The sequence below is a fragment of the Isachenkonia alkalipeptolytica genome (assembly GCF_009910325.1).
GTDB classification, from domain to species: Bacteria; Bacillota; Clostridia; order Peptostreptococcales; family T1SED10-28; genus Isachenkonia; species Isachenkonia alkalipeptolytica.
On the sequence record NZ_SUMG01000029.1, the window covers coordinates 1 to 20,304 of the forward strand.

Below are 20,304 nucleotides of genomic sequence, written 5' to 3' on the forward strand. Positions count from 1 at the left end.
CCACTAGTGTGATATTGTAGTTCGGTGCTATATAAGAAAAAATTTCTTTTGCTCGTTCTGAAACTTTCCCATCAAAGACTTTGCGTCGATATTTGCTGACCAATACCAGATGATAATTCATCAGAAATACTGAATGTTTGTTGCTGTCCAACTGCATGATTATCACCTCATTTAGGCTTAATCTACTGATTTATTCATACCCACTTTTCAAGGTCAAAACCACCGATTCATCTCCCACCTACGCGCTCACTTTGTGAGTAAGGAAGGCTAAGAGGAGGGAGACTTCTCGGCATTGCGGTTAAATTCTATTATTAATAAATCCTACTCCGGTAATAGTGGCATAAAAGTTTGGATTACTTTTATTATCTTTATGCTGTTTATCCTTTTTATTCTCCCTAGTGAAGCATCAAGATCCGCACATTATTTTGGCGATACCACTGCACCGGATACTTCCTTTATCTATTCCGGCGAAGACCTTTATCATATCGCTCGGAATTTTGGTCCGGAGGGGAGAGCTTACTATATTCGTTCCCGATTCACCTTTGATATTATCTGGCCCCTTGCCTACGGCTTGTTTCTATGGTCGGCTATTGCTTTTTTCCTTCAGAAATTAAAGGACCCTCGGGCTCGCTACCTGGTTTTACTACCGATTTTGGGAGTCGCTCTGGACTTCTTTGAAAATTCCGGTGCCTCACTGGTAATGTTTATGTATCCTGAAAAAATCCCTTCCCTTCTTTATATTGTTCCATTATTTACAATGGCTAAATGGTTAAGCATTGGAGCAAGTTTCTTGGTTTTAATACTACTGATCATTAACCATGGCATAGGATTTTTCAAATCAGGATAAGTTCATTACCCTTCCCAGGTTTATAGAGGATTGTAAAAAATAAAAAAACCTGCAAACCCATAAAAGGACCATCGCAGGTATTTTTATCATTCCAAATATCCATATAAAATATTTATATCGCCGACCAACTGACACTAAAAGACCCTCTGGTACGTTCCCCCATTACAATCAGTCGAAAAGTTCCGGTCTTATCAACAGGAATCTCCACTATTTCCTCGGAATTATGTTCGGTAGGGAGAGGGTATACTTCTCCTGTAGGGCTTTCAATCTTCATCTCCAGATTTCCCTTTTTCACTTCCGAATTGTAAGCAATAGTGATAATTTCCCCTGGTTCTCCCTCAATCTTACGGCTTTCTATCCCGTCAAAATAGTAGTAGGAGGCAGTAAGTGTGTTGCCGACTCCCGAAGAAATATAACCTATTTTTAAGTTTGAAGTACTGCAACCCACTAAAAGAAGAAGGAGTAACACCCCTAAAGCCATAATCCCTTTGCTTTTTTTTATCATTGTATTGCCCATAATCTCCGCATCCCTTCCTGCTTTTATACTTTGATATAATTTTACCTTGAATTAACTTTTGGGTTAACAGTCGGAGGAAGGTAATACTCTCCGTCTAAAGACGGATATTGATTTTTATTTTTTTTATTTTTTGTTTCACTACCTCTTGTTATCGCCTTCTTCTTGCAATCATGATCATTCTTAAGAGCTGTAGCACCGCAGTTGCCATTGCTGCGACGTAGGTAAGTGCAGCGGCGTTCAGCACCGCCTTCGCCCCTTTTTCCTCTTCAGCAATTAAATAACCGTCTGCCTGTAAAAGATTCATCGCCCGGTTACTGGCATTAAATTCCACCGGCAGGGTAATCACTTGAAAAAGCACCGCTACCGCGAATAAATAGATTCCTACGGTCATCAACTCTCCCATAGATGGAATCAACAGGCCTACAATTAGAAATATCCATGCGGCGGAGGATCCGAATTTTGCCGCGGGTAGAATTAAGTTTCGAAAACTCAAGGGTTTGTACCCTAGTCCATGTTGGATGGCATGTCCAACCTCATGGGCGGCAACACTAACCGAAGCGATGGAAGAACCTCGCCCAACCTGCTGGGATAGTCGAAGTGTTTCTGTTCGAGGGTCGTAATGATCTCCTAATTCTCCTTTGGCATTTTCAATTCTTACATGAGACAAATCATTACGATCCAGTAGACTTCTTGCTACTTCAATTCCTGTGTGACCTTTCATAGTAGGTACTTTTAGATACCGAGCAAAATTCGATTTCACCTGTCGTTGGGCGTACATTGTAAGTAAAATTCCCGGTATCAGAATCAGCATAGTGGGATCAAAAAACATAGGAAAATACATAAAATCAACTCCTTTACTGATATTTGTTCAATCCTACCATGCTTTCATGAACTCATTATGAACTTTTATCAAGTTTTTAAAAAAGAAAAACTTTAGCGTATCGGTTCTTTATTACCGGAAAATTATACACTATTATGATTTATTAGTCTTAAAGCGATGGTTTATTAGCAATCACTTTAAGATTATTTAAAATCAACAAGATATTTTAACAGTAGAAAAATAAAAAGCCTACCCAAAGAGAGTAGACTTCAAGCTTATCTGTTGTTATTGTGAACATTTTACAACTCCTTTATATACCTATAATTTTGTAGACTTTTATCCCTTATAGGCTTCCTCTAGGAGGTTGATTTCCATTTTTTTCATCTCCAGCATGGCATCCATTACACGCTTAGCTCGTACATTATCTTCATCCCGGAGATACGTGTTTAAAACTCTCGGTACAACCTGCCAGGAAACGCCGAATTCATCCTTTAACCAACCGCACCGCTCTTCTTCAGCAACCGCTGAGAGTTTATCCCATAGCTCGTCGATTTCTTTCTGGGAATCCACCAATACCATTAGAGATATTCCTTCATTAAAGGTAAATGCGTGGTCCAATCCGCTGTCCATGGCACTGAAGATTTGATTTTCTAATTGAAAGGCACCATGCATTAAGGCATCCTTATCTTCGATCAGCTGTTCTTCACCATAATAATACAAATCGTCAATTTGGCTGTTATCAAAAACTCCGGTGTATTTACGAATTGCATTTTCCGCTTCTTTGTACCTTTCCTTGGTAAATAAAAGTCCGGGTACTACCGAAATTTCTTTTTTCTCCGTAAACATCAATTGCCAGCTAACTCCGTAGGTATCCTGCACCCATCCGTAGTATTCGCTAAAATCATAGGAATCCAAGGGCATTAAAACATCCCCTTCTTTAGATAGCTCCTTCCAGATTCGATCAATTTCTTCCTTGCCATTCAATTTTACCGTAAAAGAAATGGAAGGGTTCTTATCAATGTTCATACCGCCATTTAGTATACTAAACTCTGTATCGGCAATTTCAAAACTCCTAGTAATAAGATTCCCCTCAGGTCCGTATACGGATTCTTTTAACCTACTGTTTGGAAAAATGGACGTATAATATTCCGCCGCTTGTTCTCCCTCTTTTTCAAACCAGATCACCGGAATGATTTTTTTCATAATAAAACCTCCTTGAACCTTTCGATCATCAACCTGACAATTTACCCTTAGTATACCCCGTTATTTAGATTTGATCATCTCTCCACTGTTGATATTTTTAATAGCCTCAACAATATATTATCGATATGCCCGCTCATACTGTTTAGGGGCTTCCATTTCATGTTTTAAAATTTTTGCCGCATCCTGAGGCCAATGGGAATTTCGAAGGAGCTCCCGACCGAGAAAAATGTAATCCGCTCGGTTATTTTGCAGGGCTTCCTCTGCCATTTCTCCTCGTGTAACCAGACCTCCAGCCATCACCGGAAGTTCTGTCAATTCCTTGATTTTTTCCGCAAAATGCATTTGATAACCGGGGTAAGGTTTGATTTTTGCAACAACCGCTCCACCGGAGCTGACATTGATTAAATCCAATCCAATCTCTTTAACCAGGTTAATCATCCGGGCCAAATCCTCAGGATGATTTCCCTCTTTGACGTAGTCCTCCGCTGAAATTCGAAGAATTACCGGTTTTCTTGAAGGCCAATGCCGGTGAACTTCTTCCAAAATTTCTTTTAAGAAACGGGTGCGATTTTGTATAGTTCCCCCATACTCATCCTTTCGCTGATTGGTCAGGGGTGATAAAAATTGATTGATTAAATATCCGTGGGCACCATGGATTTCAATGGTGTCAAATCCAGCTTCCTCCGCCCGTCTTGCCCCTTCACCGAAGGCTTTGATAACCTCATTGATCATTTCATTTGTCATATTAACCGGTTCCTGATAGTCCTCACTAAAAGGAGCATCCGCAGGGCTGATGATGGTCTCCGAGGCAACTGCGCATTTTCTACCAGCATGACCTAATTGAATACCGGCTTTTGCTCCGGATTCATGAATAAAATCCACAAGTTCCTTTAAGGGCTGAATGTGCTTGTCGGACCATATTCCAAGATCCTCCGCGGAAATCCTTCCCCGTTTCTCTACGGCGGTGGCTTCCAGTATGATTAGACCGGTACCGCCTAAAGCTCTTCCTCCATAATGCATTTTATGAAATTCCTTTACAAAACCTGTATCGTCGGAGCTATACATGCACATCGGTGCCATAACGATGCGGTTTTTTAGCGTAAGATCTTTTAATCTTCCCTCAGTAAATAATTTAGCCATCTGTTTTCCTCCTCATAATTGCCTTTTGAGCCAATGATCTTTTGCTAGCGTTATAGATTTGTTGTATGTCACTGATTTTTATTTAGATCATCGAAATACTTAAGATTTTATATACCCAAGTTTTCCTTGGTGAAAACATTGATCCCGGCAAACGCTTCTAATTCACCCGAAATTTCGTCCAACTGCCGCTTTCGTCTCCCTGAACCAGTAGTTGTGCCTGAATCCGCTCTTTCAATTCTTCCACATGGGAAATGATTCCCACTAGACGACCAGCGTCCTGTAAGTCGATCAGGCAATTAATGGCACTGTCTAAGGATTCCTGATCCAAAGTTCCGAACCCTTCATCGATAAAGACCGTATCCAGCATAATACCGCCGGCATGGGACTGCACCACTTCCGCAAGGCCGAGGGCCATGGAAAGTGAAGCTTTGAAGCTTTCACCCCCGGATAGGGTTTTCACGGACCGGGGAAGGCCGGTGTAACGGTCAAATACTTCCAGGTCCAGTCCGCCGCTTGTCCGTCGGTCTTCCACACTATCTGCAAGTTTTAACCTGTATCTCCCATTGGTCATAGAAGTAAACCGAAGATTGGCGGCGGTTAGTACGTCCCTTAAATAACTTCGTAGGATAAACCGTTCAAAGGGCATTTTCATTTCATTATTCCCGCTGATCACATCGGATATATGACCCAAGGTCTTAAACGCCTTCTCCTCTTTTTCCATATCCTTATTCAATTTTTCTACATTATCAATTACGGTTTTATTAGATAATTTCCGCTGTTTGATGATATCCATTTCATCTTGAAGTTTTCTAAGGGCTTCTTTTGAATCTTCAATCCGCTGGTCCAATACCTCAATTTTTGCCATTTCAAAGTCTTTAATTCCTGATTTTTGCTGGACGATCGCGGCTTTTTTGTTACCAAGGGCATCGTGATAATCCTTCAGTTCCTTTTCGATTCCCTTCTTTTGGGGAATTTCCATTTCGTAGTTTAAGTATTCCTCTTCTGTGATATGTTGTTCATTCAGCGCTTTTTCATAAAGCTTTTTCTCATAATCAAGATGTTCCCTTAGATCTTTCAACGTTTTTTCTCCGGTGTTGATGGAGGCTGTCATGGTAGTTTTCTCATCATGTTTTTTCTGATAGTTCTCCAGGATTTTATCCTTTCTGGTTTCTTTTTCCTTCAGTACCGATGCAACCTGCTCTTCTCTATTTGTAAGAGCCTCTTCTTCTCTCAGTTCTTGGGGGATGTTTTTCAGCATGGTCTCCCGTCGGGTTTCAAGTTGATTCACGATATTTTCTTCATTTTGTACTTTTTCCTTAGCCTTTTCTTCCTGTTCCGTCAGGGCTGTAAGTTCCTTATGAAGGTCTTCTTTTTTCTTTTCCGCTTCTTCATAGGTTTTATGATCTTTTTTCAGTTGTTTGATAGCTTGATTTAGGAATTCTTCTTCTCTTTCCTGTTCTTCCTTAATCTGAGATATTACTGTGATTTCCTTTGAGAGCCCAACATCATCGGATAAGATATCCCGATCTGTCTCCAGCATTTTAGTCAGTTCAACGTAGTAACTTTCCACCACTTCCTCTTCGCTGATTTTTCGGGTTTTGGCAGTTTCCAAAGCCATTTGAGCATTGTTTTTCGCTACTGCCCTGTCGTTTGCGATCGCTTCTGCTTGGTCCACTTCTTCTATGGAACAGGCTTTCTCGGAAAACTCCGCAGGCACAGGATGGTCTTCGCTCCCACATACGGGGCAGGGTTTTCCCAGCTCCAATTTCTTCGCTAGATATGCCGCTTGATTAAGATGATAGCGTCTCCTTTTTTCATTCCAGTTGTGATTTGCCTTTTCCCATAATTCTTCAAGTTTTTCAAAAGCCGACGCCTTCGTTTTTACATCTTCTTCTAGCTTGCTAAGGTTTATCATGCTCTTTTCCGTTTTTTGCAGCAGCGTAATCAACTGCTTAAGGGCTGATCGTTCCCTTTCTTTTTCGTAAAGCTCTTTTTCCGCGCCCTTATATTTTTCCATGACCTTTTGGTTGGCTTCCATGTCTTTTTTATATTTCTCCAGTTGATCTTTGATTGCCCTAAGTTCTTCTAAAGCCTTTTTTTGACGTTTATCCGCCTCTTTGTACTCTCCATTAATTCCTTTAACCTCCTTTAGCACTGTTTGATATTCTTCCAACTTGGAGGCTTCTTTTTTAAGATTTTCCAGATCCTTTGTATAGAATTCGGAGGTGACTTCCTTCTTTTCTTGCTCCAGGGTTTCAAGCTCTTTTTTCAGGGTTTCAAGGGCTTCTTTTTCCTCTATGATCCCCTTTTGCTTTTTCTCTACTCCCTTATTCCGCTCCAGATAGTATCTCCGTTTCGGCTCTACCTTCTCCGCCTTTTGGATTTTTTCGAGATCCTCTTCCTTTTTCTTGATGGTCTCTTTTTGTTCTTCCAGTTGCTTCAATTCTTTTTCCAGCACCTCAAGATCCTTTAGTTTTTGATTGTTGTCCACTGCCTTTTGCCGCTCTTCATAAAGTTTTCTCTGTTTTTGTTCTTCTTCTTCTTTGATCTTTTGAAAATTTATCAAGGTTTCCGTATCGGCCTGAAGGCTGGTACTTACCAGCACAATTATTCGATCAATGTTAAGGTCATCTTTTTGAAGCTCTTGATGAACTTCTTCTCCCCAAGATGCACCGGGATCATAGGCCAGTTTTAACAGTTCATTTTTCCGTTGCAACACTTTTTGCTCCATCTTTTTCTCAAGGTCCCGACTTTTTTCCTTAAACTTTCGTTGTAAATCGCTGTAAAGATGGGTTTTGAAGATCCGTTTTAAGATCTCCGTTCGCTCGTTGGATGGCGCCACTAAAAGCTTACGAAATTCTCCCTGGGGGATCATCATGATTTGGCGAAACTGGCTAAGCTCCAGTCCTAAAAGGGAGGTGATCTTTCCGGTAACATCGGTAATTCCGGTAATCGGCCGCTCCTCCTTTGGCAGATGAAGGGTGGCTTCCCCCGGGGCTTCCGTCATTCCCTCTCCGCTTTTTTTCCGTCGTTCCTGCTTTGGACGTCGGTGAACCGTATATTCCTTACCTTTCAGTTGAAAGGTGAATTCCACTTCCGTCAGTACTTCTGAGGATGCGCTCTGACAGCGGATGCTTTTTTCCGGTCGATCAGTACCGCTGGTCTCCCCATAAAGGGCATAGCAGATCCCATCGAAAATCGAAGTTTTTCCCGCTCCCGTAGGGCCGGTGATCAAAAATAAGTGATGTTCCTTTAACTCCCGAAAATCGATGACCTCCGTTTCTTGATAGGGTCCAAAGGCACTCATGGTTAATTTAATGGGCTTCATTAGGCATCCCTCTCTTCCCGCTCAAGTTCTTCGTAAACTTCTGAAAAATACTTTAAAGCCTCTTTTGTCGGCTCTTCTTCCCCTGTAACTTTTCGGTAAAACTCCAAAAACAGTTCCCTAGGGTTTTTTCCTTTCATCTCTACAACTTCATCCCCTTGGTCTCCCAGAAGCTCCATCCTTACTCTTTCCAGCTGCAGGATGTTAGGATAAACAGACCGTAGTTTTTGCATCGGTTCATAAAGAGAGCCCGGGTCCGTTAAAATGGCATGGATATAATCCTCCGTATTCCCGAGGCTGTAGACTTCCGGATTCATCAAATCCTCCAGATCCCCTTCAATCACCCGAAGGTCCCGCCACGGTTTTAGGACTCTCTCGTCGATGGTCATTTCCCCTTTTTCCTTCAAATCAATTAAGGTGACGGATTTTTTCTGTTTCGCTTCGGAAAAAGAATACTTCAGTAAGGATCCGGCGTAGCGGATGCTTTCTTTTGAAACTTTTTGTGGTCGGTGAAGATGACCCAAAGCAACATAATCAAATGGATGATAATACTCGGCAGTGACGTACTCTGATCCGCCAATACTTAACGGGCGTTCCGATTCGCTGGTTTCCGGTTCTTCCGTTCCCACCACAAAGGCATGGCTTATGCAGATGTTTCTAATCTTTTTATCGAGCTTTTCCGTAATAGGGGCTAAAACCGTTTTCATGGCCATATCATGGTTTGTAAGCGCATCCTTTTGATAAAGGGCTTTTACCACCGCCGGTTCACTAAAGGGGATGGGGTAAAAATGAACCTCGCCGTATTCATCCTCAAGGATCACCGGTTCAATACGCTTTTGAAGTTTCCCCACAATATGCAGTCCCCGGTCTCGAAGCAGCTTACTGCCAAAATCCAAGCGGTCGGGACTGTCATGGTTTCCCGAGATCATAATAACTTTGATCCCCAGGTCCAACACAACTTTTGATAACACATCATCTAACAACTCCACCGCCTCGGTTGGAGGAATAGAGCGATCGTACACATCCCCTGCGATGATTAATACGTCCACCTCTTCTGTTTTTAAGAGTTCAATCAATTCTTGTAGTAAATATTCCTGATCTTCAGTCATATGTAGTCCGTGTACCAGCTTTCCAATATGCCAGTCTCCTGTATGCAGTATTTTCATGGGCTTTCATCCCTTTCCCGTTGGTTTTTTTCAAAGCAATCATTATCGAATTTTGTCTTTAGTTTATTTTACATGAGTCCCTTCCAACTGTCCATACAGCATCCTTCATGTTTCAAAAAATCGTCTCAAAAGTAATTACGTAGATGCGTTTTTTGCAAACTTTTACCTATTTGTAGGATTCTGGCCTTTAAGTTATATTATTGCAAAAAAACAGACAGCACCCGATGGGTGCTGTCATGCATTAAGTTAAGGGGATTAAAATAATTTACTAATTTGTTTAGTAGATTCCTCTACTAAGTCCGTTCATAATTGCAGAGAATACTTTGTTTGATCGGATGGTCGCTCCGGTTGCTACATCCACATCATCCACAAAATCTCCGGGAGTATGCAGATCATAGATAGTCTCTAAAGGTTGTCCTTCAAGGTATTCTGCAATCTGAAGATGCTGTTCATAAATTCCGTATAAAGCATCTCCTTCTTCCATTTCTCTGTAATCATTGTCAGAGTGGTATAAGTGTCGATAACTTAAGTCATTAATCATACCATCTTCTACATAGAACTGCACGGATACTTGCTGGTATCCTCTATCTCCAAAAGTTCCTCGGTATCGTCCGTCTTCTACATCTTCAAGAAGGTCTGTGGAATATCCGTTAGCAGGAGAGTAAATTCCTCGATTCAGGCCATCTCGAATCGCAGAATATACTTTATTTGCTCTTATGGTTGCTCCGGTGGCTGCGTCTACATCATCCACAAAATCTCCCGGATTGTGAAGCTCTGCAATATCATTGAGTGCTTTTCCTTCAAAGTACTCGGCAATTTGTTCGTGTTGTTCAACAATTCCATAAAGGGCGTCACCTTCTTCTAACTCTCGGTAATCGGTTCCTCCATAATATAAGTGTCTGAAGCTCATGTCATAGATGTTTCCATCTTCTAAACTAAATTGAATTGATACCTGTTGGTCTCCACCATCTCCATAAATTCCTCGATAAGTTCCATCTTGATAATCAGGAAGGTCTAAAGTATAGTCTGCATCCGGGCTATACAATCCTCGGTTCAGTCCATCCACCATAGCAGATAGAACCTTGTTTCCTCGTAAAGTAGCCCCCGTTGCTGCATCCACATCATCTACAAAATCTCCTGGATTATACAAATCAGTAATAGAGGATACAGGCTTTCCTTCAAAATATTCGGCGATTTGCTCATGTTGCTCAACAATTCCGTATAAAGCGTCGCCTTCTTCCAACTCACTGTAATCCGTCCCTCCGTAATAAAGGTGTCGGAATCGAACGTCATGAAGGTTTCCGTCTTCTACGCTAAACTGAATGGATACCTGTTGGTCTCCACCGTCTTCAAAAATTCCTCGGTAAGTTCCGTTAGGGTATTCCCCTTCCACAACTTCGTCCACTTCCTCTTCTTCAACGGCATCTTCTTCACCATCGTCTTCACCGTTTTCGCCTACAACTTCTTCTCCGTTTTCTTCATCGGCTTCTGCATCTTCGTCACCACATCCCATAATTGCCAGACTCATAGTCAGTAGTAATACTAATAATAAAATCCATTGTTTTTTCATGTCTCTTTCATCTCCTTTTTGTGTAATAGCTAGATTCCGTTTGTTAAAAACTAAACGTATCAAAGCAATTTTTAACTTAAGCTCATCATATTACAATTTAGGCATAAAAAGAAGATTGGAATACGTCCTTTTTTAGGGACATTTGTCCTTACTTATCCACTCGTTGATGATAATAGTTAGAAGCTTCGGTACGGTTATCCACCCCTATTTTTCGAAATAATTTGGAGCTGTAATTTCGAACGGTTTTTTCCGCAAGGTCCATGGTCCTTGCAATTTCTTTGTTGGTTTTACCCTTTGCAATTTCTTCCAAGAGTGCTTCCTCTGAAAGGGTCAGTTCCTTAAAAAGCCGTTTTTTCGGATCCTGAATATTTTCAAACAGGGTTTTTGTCATGGATGAATCCAGAGCTTTTTTCCCTTGAAAAGTTTCTTTAATATTTGTAATCAATTTCTCCCGTTCAATGTCTTTTAGCAAATAGCCGTCGGCTCCCCCACGAATCGCCTCGATGACCAAATTATCGTTGAGATAAGCGGTAAGGATTAACACTTTTACTTTTGGCCAGCGGGTTTTGATGGATTTACAGAGGGTTACCCCATGAATAAAGGGTAGTTCCATATCCAAAAGGATCATATTAGGATCCGTGGACTCCATTAATCCTTCAATGTTCCGCCCATCTCCGGCTTCCCCCACCACACGGATTTCATCGTCGGTTTCCAGTACCATGCGCAGTCCTTGCCGGACTACCTCATGATCTTCAATAATCAATAATTTTATATCCATGCTATTTTCAGTGTCACTCTTCTTCATCCTGATCTCCTCCCCACTGTATATCCAGACAAATGGTAGTTCCATTCTTGTCACTATTGATCGCCAGTGTTCCGCCGATTTCCTCCGCACGATCTTTCATAATCTCAAGGCCCATTTTTATGCCACCGGAGCCCTCGGTCTTTCTTTCAATAAATTCTTCACTATTTTCGATCTCCGGCTTAAACCCTGAACCGTTGTCCTGAATTTCCATGGTTAAACGGTCATATTCTCCCCTCAATCGAATCCAAAGTTTCGACGCGCCACTGTGTTTCGCTGCATTGGTTACCGCTTCATGAAGGATATAATAGATCTGTGTAACTTTTTCTTTCGAATCCTTACCCTTATATAAGGTGGGGACCTGCTGATCAAAAATAATTTCAAAATCCACCTCTTTTTCCTTCCATCTAATAAAGTCCATGATCACACTTTCCAGATCCTTGGAATGATAATCTTCGATGATGGTTTTAGAGATAATATTTCTGGCTTCCTTAATCCCCTGTTGCAAATCCTGATTGGCTTCCTGTAAATAAGATTTGTTTTCTTTTCCCAAGTAAGCTTCAATTTTTAGCCCCGCGCCATACATCTTTTGAATTATCCGGTCATGAATCTCCCGGTTGATTTTTTCCCGTTCCACTTCCACGGCACGATCCTTCAACATTTGATCAATCAGAGCTCTTTTTTCCCCTTCAAAAACCCGGGAAATCTGCACGACAAAATAGGTCATCAAAATTCCCATAATGATTTTCACCACTTGAATAGGAACTCCCGTAACTTCTAAGAAAAGCTGATTGTTCAGAATACTTGCGGGAAAGAAATCCATTTTCCGGACAAATAAGCCGTCAAAAACTCCATAGGAAAGGACGGCTATGGCAAGCCCGTAATACCATCGATGGAGATCCTGATAATGCATACGCTGAATCTTTCTTCCACTGCGAAAGAGTCCGATAAAGGCAATGATCCCTGCGGGAAAAGACATTAAATATCGATTAATGATGACACTCCCCATACGGTTTTCCATCATATAGTCGATACCATAGAAGCCATAAAGAATCCCAAATCGCAAAACCCAGGCTAAAAACAAAATCAGGGGAATTTTCTCCAGGATTCGGCGAAGGTTTCTGTTTGCAGTACTTCCATCGCTTCTTGGTAGGGTCATCAGGGCAAATCGAAATAAGAAGTAAAAGGATAGCACTTTTAAAAATCCCTTTACCGCCAAAATGATTCCGGAATATTCCTGATAAAGACCGGCGATCTGGGCCATGGTAACCCATTCCGATATTCCGTGAATAATACCGAACATCCCGAGAAGCGGAAGGGTACGAAGTATGGGAAATCCGCTAAGCTCCTTATTCCTTTGCTGAAAAATGATTACCCCCATCAGTATAAAAACAAATCCGTATAAGAGATAAAGGATAAAAGTTATTTGTGTACTCATCTTTTTCATTCCTTTTCGTGGTAATCTTTATAGTGATAATCTTTATAATTGATACGTTTATGTTTCAAAACACTTTTTTCTATCTTACCATATTTTCTTTTACTTCTCATTAAACAGTGTTAATTGTACAGGTTATTCTTCCACCAAATGCTCTCTTCCTTCAATCAATTGTTTTTCTGCCCATAAATGACCGATTTTACAACCTAAGTAAATCATTCCGAAAACGCCGGATAAAAGCTGATAATTGACTTTGAATACACTTTCCGCGAATGCGCTTGGGGTCGTTAATATAATAATAGGTGCTGCAATGATAACAAAGATTAAATCGGGTATTCTTCTGCGGATACCTTTTTCTATATTATAATTCGGTACAATGATTCCATGATAAATTTCACCAAAAATATTAATCCCAAGAAAAAACAATATAATAGGAAGAGGTCCCCGCCAACTTCCATCAGTAAAAAGAAAACCGATAAATAAGGTAATCATAAACATTGCTAAAAAAACACGTTTTCCAAAATAAGTAATGTATTCTAACGGAGAAGCCCCTTTCGAATTCTCCACCAGTTCATTCACATATCCGGTCAGATCCTCTCCGATTTCCACTTTAAGACTTGAATCCCGAAGCTCCATCTCCTGGGACATGCCGATTAGATCCTTCAAAATCAACTGGGCATCGAAGGAATTTACACGAAAAATACCCAGACTTTTCATAACTTTTTTTATCATTTCCCGGTCTTCCTCGGGCAGATCACGTAACTTGAGCCAATTACTATCCTTCAGTTTTTTCTTAATTCGACTATATTTAAGTAGCATCTACTTTTCCCCCTTTAAAATGGTATCCACCGTATCTTTTACCTGATTCCAGTTTTCCTCAAATTCCATCAGAAATTCCTTACCTTTTTTGGATAGTCCATAATATTTCCTCTTCGGCCCCAGTGGTGAAGCCTTATACGTAGAATCAATCAGTTCTTTTTTCTCTAAACGAAGCAGTATCGGATAGATGGTCCCCTCTTTAGCATCCTCAAAACCAAACCTTCGAAGTTGCGACACAATTTCATAGCCGTAGGTTTCCTCGGCTTCAATGATTTTTAGTATGCACCCCTCAAGGGTTCCCTTTAACAGTTGTCTTCGATCAAACATGGCTACACCTACTTTGCATTACATGATAGTTAACTACATTGTATAGCATAGTAGTTAAGAATGTCAAGTATAAACCCTTAAGGATCATTTCACAATGCCCTTAAGGGTTTCTTTACTTCCTGTTACCGCTTTTTGTAGACCGCCTTTTCTCTTTCTCCTCTGTAGAATCCCCGTACTCAGTTAGGGAAGTCTCTTTCATTTCATAGCGCTTTAGGGCTTTAAGAAGCCATCCTTTAGAGTACTGATCCCCAAGATAGCCGAAGAGTCCGGCCAGAGAAATTAGGATACCGTTGTTGACGGATCCCATGCTTTGCAGGCCGTAGGCCGCAAGGTAGGCTAAAAAAGCGGATGCGGCAATATTGATAATTACCTTTAGTTCTAAGGGGTTCGATTCTTTTCTTACCCCTTCTCCAATCATAGCTCCGATAACCGCCATGATCAGTAGTTCCAGTTTCAAAGGACATTCCTCCTTTGTTGCGGGCGGATTTTGGGGTGGAAAAAAGGGCGAACAAGAAATGTCCGCCCCTTAAACTACCCTTTATCTACCCTTATACTACGGGTAAGTCAATATCCTCGTAGGTTGTACGAACCAACCGTGCAGAGTGTGCCTGGGCAAAATCAAAGACGTCCTGCTCAATGATGGCATCCATGGCGCTCTTTACTTCGGCTCCTGACAGCTCTTCCCGTGCATCGTTCATGGAAAGTCTGGTACGGCTTCCTTCCGAGTTGATAAAGTTCATTTCAAGTCTAGGCATTCAATTCCCTCCTTTCTGTTAGTTTTTTCCCCTGTGAATCTCTGTTTCCGATAACCCTTTTTTATGGACTATCCTCTAGCAGTACTACATCGTTACATACTGCTTTGACACGCTACTGCTTTGTTACAGTACTACTTCTTCAATCCGCGTTACCTGCTTAATCGGTGTTGCGATCAAGCTTCCCAAGGCACTGGCCACGATGTTGATGTTGGCGTCCTGGGCTTCAAACTTCAGGTTGCTGACAGTTCGTGATCGTAGGATTTCATTTCCCTCGGGATCCAGTCCTGCAATTACCTGCAGCCGCATTCTTTTTCGGTCCATTTTCTTCACCTCCTTTCATGGTTGGATTTTAAAGGCAGTATATTATAGCCTCGGTCACCCCCTTTGTCAACACTTTTTTCAAATATTTATAAATTTCTCAAAACTTCACTATACGGTTGTAATTTCAACCTCTCCTCCCTTACTCCCGCAACTTGCTTTATTATTTTGTAGCGGTTACCATTAAAACTCAAAGGATTTACTCACCTCTTCTCCCTCACACAACGTATCTTCTTCTCCATCTTTCAGCACAGTGATCTCGATTAGCTCCTGGTCGTCCTCCCCTTTCCCGTCTCCATCAACCACATAACCCTCATCCTCCACTAAAAGATCCAAGGGATTATTCGGCAAATCCTGCAATCCTTCCCCTTCAGAAATCACCCCCTCCACGGGGTTTGCACGTTTCATCCGGTCCATCTCCTCGGCCATATCCCGTTGCACCGGGGTTATGGTCACGAGCACCTCTTCATTGGGACGAAATTTTCGAATGGCCAGCAGATTTTCATCGTTTAATGCAATCTCTCCCAGGGTAATTCCGATCATTTGCTTCCAGTGCTTTCGTTGAATCTTGTTGGTAACATCCATTCGCTTAATCTTGGCAATCAATTGGGATTTCGGCATAGTATTCTCCTTTTTTTTATTTTTGATCCAGTCCCTTGCCCCAGCTTATATACATTGGTATTCTCTCTTTACTTCGGAGATACCAAGTACGTGGGGTATCCGTCATTTTCGAGAGCATCAATCATTTTAAGAGCATTTTCCTTGTAGCGAAAAGCCCCGACCTGCACCCGGTAAAGCGCCTCCGAAGTCACATCCTTGCTACTCCTCTTAGCTTCCTCCCCCCGGCTTATCTTTTTACTTTCCTCCACCTTGTTTCCTTCGTCATTGATCCCGTAGTACGTCTTGATCACCTCACATTGAACCTCCGCAAGATTTCGAAGATTGTGGTCTTCCAGAAGGATTTTCTCCTCTTTGATGTGATCATGAAAGAGACTTTCAATAAGCAGGATCGAAGGAATATGATAAAGTACCCCGTAAAATAAAATCCCGTAGTAATCATCTCTTTTTGTGGTCAGCCGAGTTTTTGCTCCCCGATTATTGGTTCGAAAATGGGTGGCGATAGCTCTGGACATTTTACTGGCCAGGGATAAATCTTTCGGCCGCTTCACCGAATAATATACTTCCGTTCCCTTAGCCATGCCGTTAAAGGCGTTGGTGTGTTCACTGATGAACAGATCCGCCTTAAAGTCCCGGGCAATCTCCGCCCGTTGTTTCCTTGATAAGGTTTGATCCTTATCCCGGGTAAGCTTTACCTCAAAATGCCCGGTCTTCTCTAACTCTTCCTGCAAGTACTTGGATACTATTAACATCCCATCGGCTTCGATATAAGACGTTGGCCCCCGGTTCCACCGATCTTCTCCCCCATGGCCGGGATCAATTACCACTCGTATTTTTCTCATAATTCCCTCCTTCGTTTAGTATATTCCCTGATTCCTCTACTTTCCTTTTCTCCCTTTATTCCCTGTCCCCTAATCACTTTTTCAACTCATACTTTTTCCTCCCTTTCTGCTGAGCCAGGTAAGCGATAATCTCCTGTTCTTTTTCCATGTGCTCTTTTTTCTTTCGTTTTCCCTGATCCCGTAGGCCCCGCCGTGTAAATTCCTCCTTGGACAAAACGATCATTGGTCACCCCCTTTCCTGAAATTTTCTTAATTACTTTGCTGTACAATTAATTATACCTCGTGGTGACCAAATGTCTATACCCTTTGCAAATAAAAGGACTAACAGGGACTAACAGGGACTAAAAGGGACTAAGAGGGAGCGTAAAAAACAAAACATTATACATTTCTCCCCGAAAATCCCCGGGTTTTATTGGCCGTATAACCGGTAATTCATCTTTGGTTCTTGAAACTGAATAATACTTCCCTTGGCAACTTCTAAAATCCGGCTGCCCACGGCTTCATCGATGTCCATTAATCGATGGATGGTAAGTTCACTGGAAATGATCGTGGCTTTTTTTCGTAAATATCGGTCATTGATCAGCTCAAAGATTATACTGATTTCCGATTCCGTCACCTTCCCCTTAAAAAGATCATCCAGCAACAGTACCCTGGCATTCTTAAAGATATTCATGCGGTTTTGATAGACTTTTTCGTTGATAATATTTTGTTTCAGCCGGGTAATTTCTTCCCGATAAGGAAAATAGGCCACATCCATATTCCTCTTTAACAGTTCATTGGCAATGGCAAAAGACAGATGCGTTTTTCCAGCCCCCACAGTCCCTAAAAATGCGACCGAATTATGGGGGCCTTTCTTATGCTCAAAGTTTTCCGTATAGTTCATCCCAAGCCGTTTTGCCCGGCATAGTAAGGGATTTCCCTTATCCACCAGAAATTTCTCAAAAGTTTTATCACGGGCCAGCTCATAAATCCCTGACGCTTCCATATGCCTTTTAAGATCCTGCGCTTTTTTACAGGCGCAGTCTTGCTGCTCTCTTGTATTAGGATTTTGAACCAAACCCCAATCTTTGCATATATAACATCGATACTTAGGCAGCGCTTTCTTAACTTCCATAGAGGAATTTACTTTCATCCAGCTCACTAGGTTTTCCGGTCGAGGTATTTCCAAGTTCATTATGGGCCTCCTTTCTTGTAGACCCTTCATAGCCTTTCGAGATTTCTTGAACCTCTGGGGAGCCTTGAAGATCCTTTTTTGTTTCCTTTTCTTTTTTACCTTTCTCTTTATTTTTATGTTTATATTTAGTTAATGTGTTCCAGTTGTGCTCCATAAATGTATCCACTTGTGTATCTACTTGTGTATCCACTTGTGTACCACTTTGTGTATCTAATTGTGTACCACTTTGTGTACCACTTTGTGTTTCATATAGGCATACAATACGGTAGGTGCCCGCTTGGGAACCATGTCCCTTGTGATATTCAATTAACCCGTTTTTCAGTAAAACTTTCCGCATTTTGTGTAAATCAGAGCGGGAAATCGAACAAAAAGATTGCAGGGTGAGATTTGCTACGGTAAAATCTCTGCGCCATCTACATTTATTATTGATATGCAGCAGTGCATAATAAACCGCTAAAGCTTTCGATGGTTGAGGAAATTGAGTGACAAAATCTCCAAAACTATTTAGTTGTAAGATATAGTTCATGATTTATTTCTCCACCTTTCGAGAAATATTTTTATGGGTTTTAATAGAGCTTTGACGGGAGTATTATCGTCGATGTCTGTAATTGGTGGGGAATCTTCAATAAAGTGACTACATGAGGTTGTGTCTGAGAAGTTAGGGTACTTTTCCATAAATCTATCCAGTTCGCTTTTGGGAATCCGATATTGCTTGCCTACACGAAAATGCTTAAGCTTTCCGGTTTTTAACAGTTCATAAACCTTGTTTTTACCAATAAACAGTTTTTCCTTTACCTCCTGCGGGGTATACACTTCCATAGCATCTACTCCTTCTCATTTTTTTATTTTTCCTTTCCTTTTGCCTTTTTATTACCTATGGATTTGACCTCCTTTTCATTGTATTTTTAATCATTATGTTCAATCACTCTGTGATATAAAAACATGAATTAGCTCCACCCATGGGATGAAAATTTTCAACTAATTTCCGACTGTAATAAACTAGTATCTTTTCTCTAGTTTATTCTATCATGGAAAACAGGTCTAAAGCACCAAAGGGGTGTCCGGATCCGGACACCCCTTTTTATGTATTTGGCACGATTATTGCTAGTACATCCTTTGACAGACGTTAATCTTCCGCTTGATATCGCTTATTCATAGCGGTAATTTTTTCCCGAACCCGATCTACCAGAACTTCCGGTCCCATTACCCGGGCATGTTCTCCCATCTGCAGTATCCACTTTACCAGCCCTTCCCCTTCATGGGCGTTGAAAGTCACTATATACACATCTTTTTCTTGACCTTTTTCTTGATTTTTTTCCAGGGAGCTTTCCCATTCTACCAATTCTTCATGAATAAAGTTCACTTGACTTTTGTCAATTTCCAAAGTTACTTTCATTTCTTCCCCCACAAACATCTTAAAGCATTTACCGGCATATTCCTCGAGTTTTAGTCCCTTAGAGTATCCCATACATTCGGTTACCGGCTTGGCATCCTCTTCCAGGACCTCTACCTGCTTCATTCGATCCACACGGTAGTTGGACAAATCTTCAAAGAGATCAATATTTATCACGGCATAACTGCAGTTCTTTTTATTGACCAGGGCATAGGGGCTTCCCTTATATTCCCTTATTACTCCCTCTTTTTTACGGGGGACCAATGAGCCGGTTATATCGTAGTCATAACAAGTAAAACGCACTTTCTTCTTTTCCAGATAGGCCCTTCGTATTTTGTCCATGGTGTAGGGAACCTCTTCATTCACGGTTTTCGGTGTGCAGCTGATATCAAAACCTTTTTTAAGCGCATATCCCGTATACTCGTTATGAAGTCCCGCAATTTTATCAATCAATCGTTGCGTAAGCTTCCTGGAAATCGAATAACTTCGACTGACTAAATCAATTAGCAGTTTTTGTTCCCAAGGTTCGAAATGGCGGTCCCGTAAATAACATCCTTCTCCATTCTCCTCGTAGTCCGAGATGTCCACATCAAGTTCCCGGAGACTTTTAATGTATTTTCTGACAGCCTGTCGATTCGTGCTCTCACCACAAACTTTCTCCATGTGTTTATTGATCTCATTAAAGCTCAGCGGGTGTTCCTCTGATGAAAACTTCTTTATAATTTCGTAGAAACATAAGAACTTCTGCATACCATTCATTTTTTCCATGAACTTCCCCCTTAGTTAATTTTGTGATTCACAATACCCCTATGTCTCATAGTACTTCTAGTCTATTTTGACTATATAATTCTCCATTGGATAGTGATATTCCTGCTAGAAAATATTTTTATTTTTACCTTTTATTTCAACTGAAGAAAAATCAAATAATATACACACAAAAAACACTACTTGCAAAGAAATCGCCGTACTTGGACCGGTGCAAAGAAAAATTGAAAAGAAAACAAGAAAAAAATAACCGCCGAAGGATCGAAGATTTCCGATGCCTTGTGGCGGTTATTTGTTGTATTCAATTGTTTTTAGGTAAGTTACTGTATGTAAACGACAATCCCTATATGTTAGGGTAGTTGTCGTATAAAACATTTCTTGTATAATGTAAGTACGACGATAATCCAATAAAGGGAGCGATCACGTGTCAACAGGAAAGAAAACCTCTAAACGTTATGATAAAAAACT

23 protein-coding genes are annotated in these 20,304 nt (G+C 41.1%); 1 reads left to right on the forward strand and 22 read right to left on the reverse strand.

The window, feature by feature from the left end; all coding sequences use genetic code 11:
• On the reverse strand, positions 1-157 hold a 157-nt coding region (locus ISALK_RS13745; RefSeq protein WP_201756924.1), incomplete at its 3' end, for a transposase.
• Positions 158-292: 135 nt separating this feature from the next.
• Between ISALK_RS13745 and ISALK_RS13750 the strand changes: the two genes are divergently transcribed.
• Positions 293-847 carry a hypothetical protein gene (locus tag ISALK_RS13750; RefSeq protein ID WP_160723291.1) on the forward strand — a complete coding sequence of 185 codons (555 nt, stop codon included), beginning with the start codon at positions 293-295 and terminating at the stop codon, positions 845-847.
• A 112-nt stretch (positions 848-959) separates the two neighbouring features.
• On the opposite strand, the gene ISALK_RS13755 is transcribed toward ISALK_RS13750, so the two are convergent.
• The 21 genes from ISALK_RS13755 to ISALK_RS13855 all read right to left on the reverse strand — a co-directional run bounded on the left by ISALK_RS13755 (position 960) and on the right by ISALK_RS13855 (position 19,839).
• Positions 960-1,364 carry a hypothetical protein gene (locus tag ISALK_RS13755; RefSeq protein WP_160723293.1) on the reverse strand — a complete coding sequence of 135 codons (405 nt, stop codon included), beginning with the start codon at positions 1,362-1,364 and terminating at the stop codon, positions 960-962.
• A gap of 148 nt (positions 1,365-1,512) precedes the next feature.
• Positions 1,513-2,205, reverse strand: a complete 693-nt coding sequence (locus ISALK_RS13760) for a zinc metallopeptidase (protein ID WP_160723295.1) — start codon at positions 2,203-2,205, stop codon at positions 1,513-1,515.
• 315 nt (positions 2,206-2,520) lie between these two features.
• Positions 2,521-3,387, reverse strand: a complete 867-nt coding sequence (locus ISALK_RS13765; protein WP_160723297.1) for a VOC family protein — start codon at positions 3,385-3,387, stop codon at positions 2,521-2,523.
• Positions 3,388-3,504: 117 nt separating this feature from the next.
• Positions 3,505-4,527 (reverse strand): NADPH dehydrogenase NamA, encoded by a 1,023-nt coding sequence (gene namA / locus ISALK_RS13770; protein WP_160723299.1) that lies wholly within the window; start codon positions 4,525-4,527, stop codon positions 3,505-3,507.
• 157 nt (positions 4,528-4,684) lie between these two features.
• Positions 4,685-7,855 carry an AAA family ATPase gene (locus tag ISALK_RS13775; RefSeq protein ID WP_160723301.1) on the reverse strand — a complete coding sequence of 1,057 codons (3,171 nt, stop codon included), beginning with the start codon at positions 7,853-7,855 and terminating at the stop codon, positions 4,685-4,687.
• The gene (locus ISALK_RS13780) at positions 7,855-9,018 is read right to left on the reverse strand and encodes an exonuclease SbcCD subunit D (protein WP_160723303.1); all 1,164 of its coding nucleotides are present in this window, start codon (positions 9,016-9,018) and stop codon (positions 7,855-7,857) included. Before ISALK_RS13780 ends, ISALK_RS13775 begins: the two co-directional genes overlap by 1 nt.
• A gap of 277 nt (positions 9,019-9,295) precedes the next feature.
• The gene (locus tag ISALK_RS13785) at positions 9,296-10,588 is read right to left on the reverse strand and encodes an FMN-binding protein (protein ID WP_160723305.1); all 1,293 of its coding nucleotides are present in this window, start codon (positions 10,586-10,588) and stop codon (positions 9,296-9,298) included.
• A 148-nt stretch (positions 10,589-10,736) separates the two neighbouring features.
• On the reverse strand, positions 10,737-11,393 hold the full coding sequence (locus ISALK_RS13790; RefSeq protein ID WP_160723307.1) for a response regulator: 657 nt from the start codon (positions 11,391-11,393) through the stop codon (positions 10,737-10,739).
• Complete coding sequence (locus ISALK_RS13795) at positions 11,380-12,828, reverse strand: sensor histidine kinase (RefSeq protein WP_160723309.1); 1,449 nt, start codon at positions 12,826-12,828, stop codon at positions 11,380-11,382. The genes ISALK_RS13790 and ISALK_RS13795 overlap by 14 nt, the downstream gene beginning before the upstream one ends.
• A gap of 132 nt (positions 12,829-12,960) precedes the next feature.
• Complete coding sequence (locus ISALK_RS13800) at positions 12,961-13,644, reverse strand: hypothetical protein (protein ID WP_160723311.1); 684 nt, start codon at positions 13,642-13,644, stop codon at positions 12,961-12,963.
• Positions 13,645-13,971: a PadR family transcriptional regulator gene (locus ISALK_RS13805; protein ID WP_160723313.1), complete on the reverse strand. Its 327-nt coding sequence runs from the start codon at positions 13,969-13,971 to the stop codon at positions 13,645-13,647.
• A gap of 112 nt (positions 13,972-14,083) precedes the next feature.
• Positions 14,084-14,428, reverse strand: a complete 345-nt coding sequence (locus tag ISALK_RS13810; RefSeq protein ID WP_160723315.1) for a hypothetical protein — start codon at positions 14,426-14,428, stop codon at positions 14,084-14,086.
• A 91-nt stretch (positions 14,429-14,519) separates the two neighbouring features.
• Positions 14,520-14,726 carry a DUF2922 domain-containing protein gene (locus ISALK_RS13815; protein WP_160723317.1) on the reverse strand — a complete coding sequence of 69 codons (207 nt, stop codon included), beginning with the start codon at positions 14,724-14,726 and terminating at the stop codon, positions 14,520-14,522.
• 123 nt (positions 14,727-14,849) lie between these two features.
• Entirely contained in the window at positions 14,850-15,047 is a 198-nt protein-coding gene (locus tag ISALK_RS13820; RefSeq protein ID WP_160723319.1) for a DUF1659 domain-containing protein, read from the reverse strand.
• A gap of 180 nt (positions 15,048-15,227) precedes the next feature.
• Positions 15,228-15,665: a hypothetical protein gene (locus ISALK_RS13825; RefSeq protein WP_160723321.1), complete on the reverse strand. Its 438-nt coding sequence runs from the start codon at positions 15,663-15,665 to the stop codon at positions 15,228-15,230.
• Positions 15,666-15,733: 68 nt separating this feature from the next.
• Positions 15,734-16,504 carry an N-acetylmuramoyl-L-alanine amidase gene (locus ISALK_RS13830; RefSeq protein ID WP_160723333.1) on the reverse strand — a complete coding sequence of 257 codons (771 nt, stop codon included), beginning with the start codon at positions 16,502-16,504 and terminating at the stop codon, positions 15,734-15,736.
• A 73-nt stretch (positions 16,505-16,577) separates the two neighbouring features.
• Complete coding sequence (locus tag ISALK_RS13835) at positions 16,578-16,727, reverse strand: hypothetical protein (RefSeq protein WP_160723323.1); 150 nt, start codon at positions 16,725-16,727, stop codon at positions 16,578-16,580.
• A gap of 186 nt (positions 16,728-16,913) precedes the next feature.
• Positions 16,914-17,678, reverse strand: coding sequence for an ATP-binding protein (locus ISALK_RS13840; RefSeq protein WP_160723325.1), 765 nt, complete (start codon positions 17,676-17,678; stop codon positions 16,914-16,916).
• Positions 17,608-18,204 (reverse strand): hypothetical protein, encoded by a 597-nt coding sequence (locus ISALK_RS13845; protein WP_160723327.1) that lies wholly within the window; start codon positions 18,202-18,204, stop codon positions 17,608-17,610. Before ISALK_RS13845 ends, ISALK_RS13840 begins: the two co-directional genes overlap by 71 nt.
• Entirely contained in the window at positions 18,201-18,497 is a 297-nt protein-coding gene (locus tag ISALK_RS13850; RefSeq protein WP_160723329.1) for a helix-turn-helix domain-containing protein, read from the reverse strand. Before ISALK_RS13850 ends, ISALK_RS13845 begins: the two co-directional genes overlap by 4 nt.
• Positions 18,498-18,804: 307 nt before the next feature.
• Positions 18,805-19,839, reverse strand: coding sequence for a helix-turn-helix transcriptional regulator (locus ISALK_RS13855; protein WP_160723331.1), 1,035 nt, complete (start codon positions 19,837-19,839; stop codon positions 18,805-18,807).
• Between the last annotated feature and the right edge of the window lie 465 nt (positions 19,840-20,304).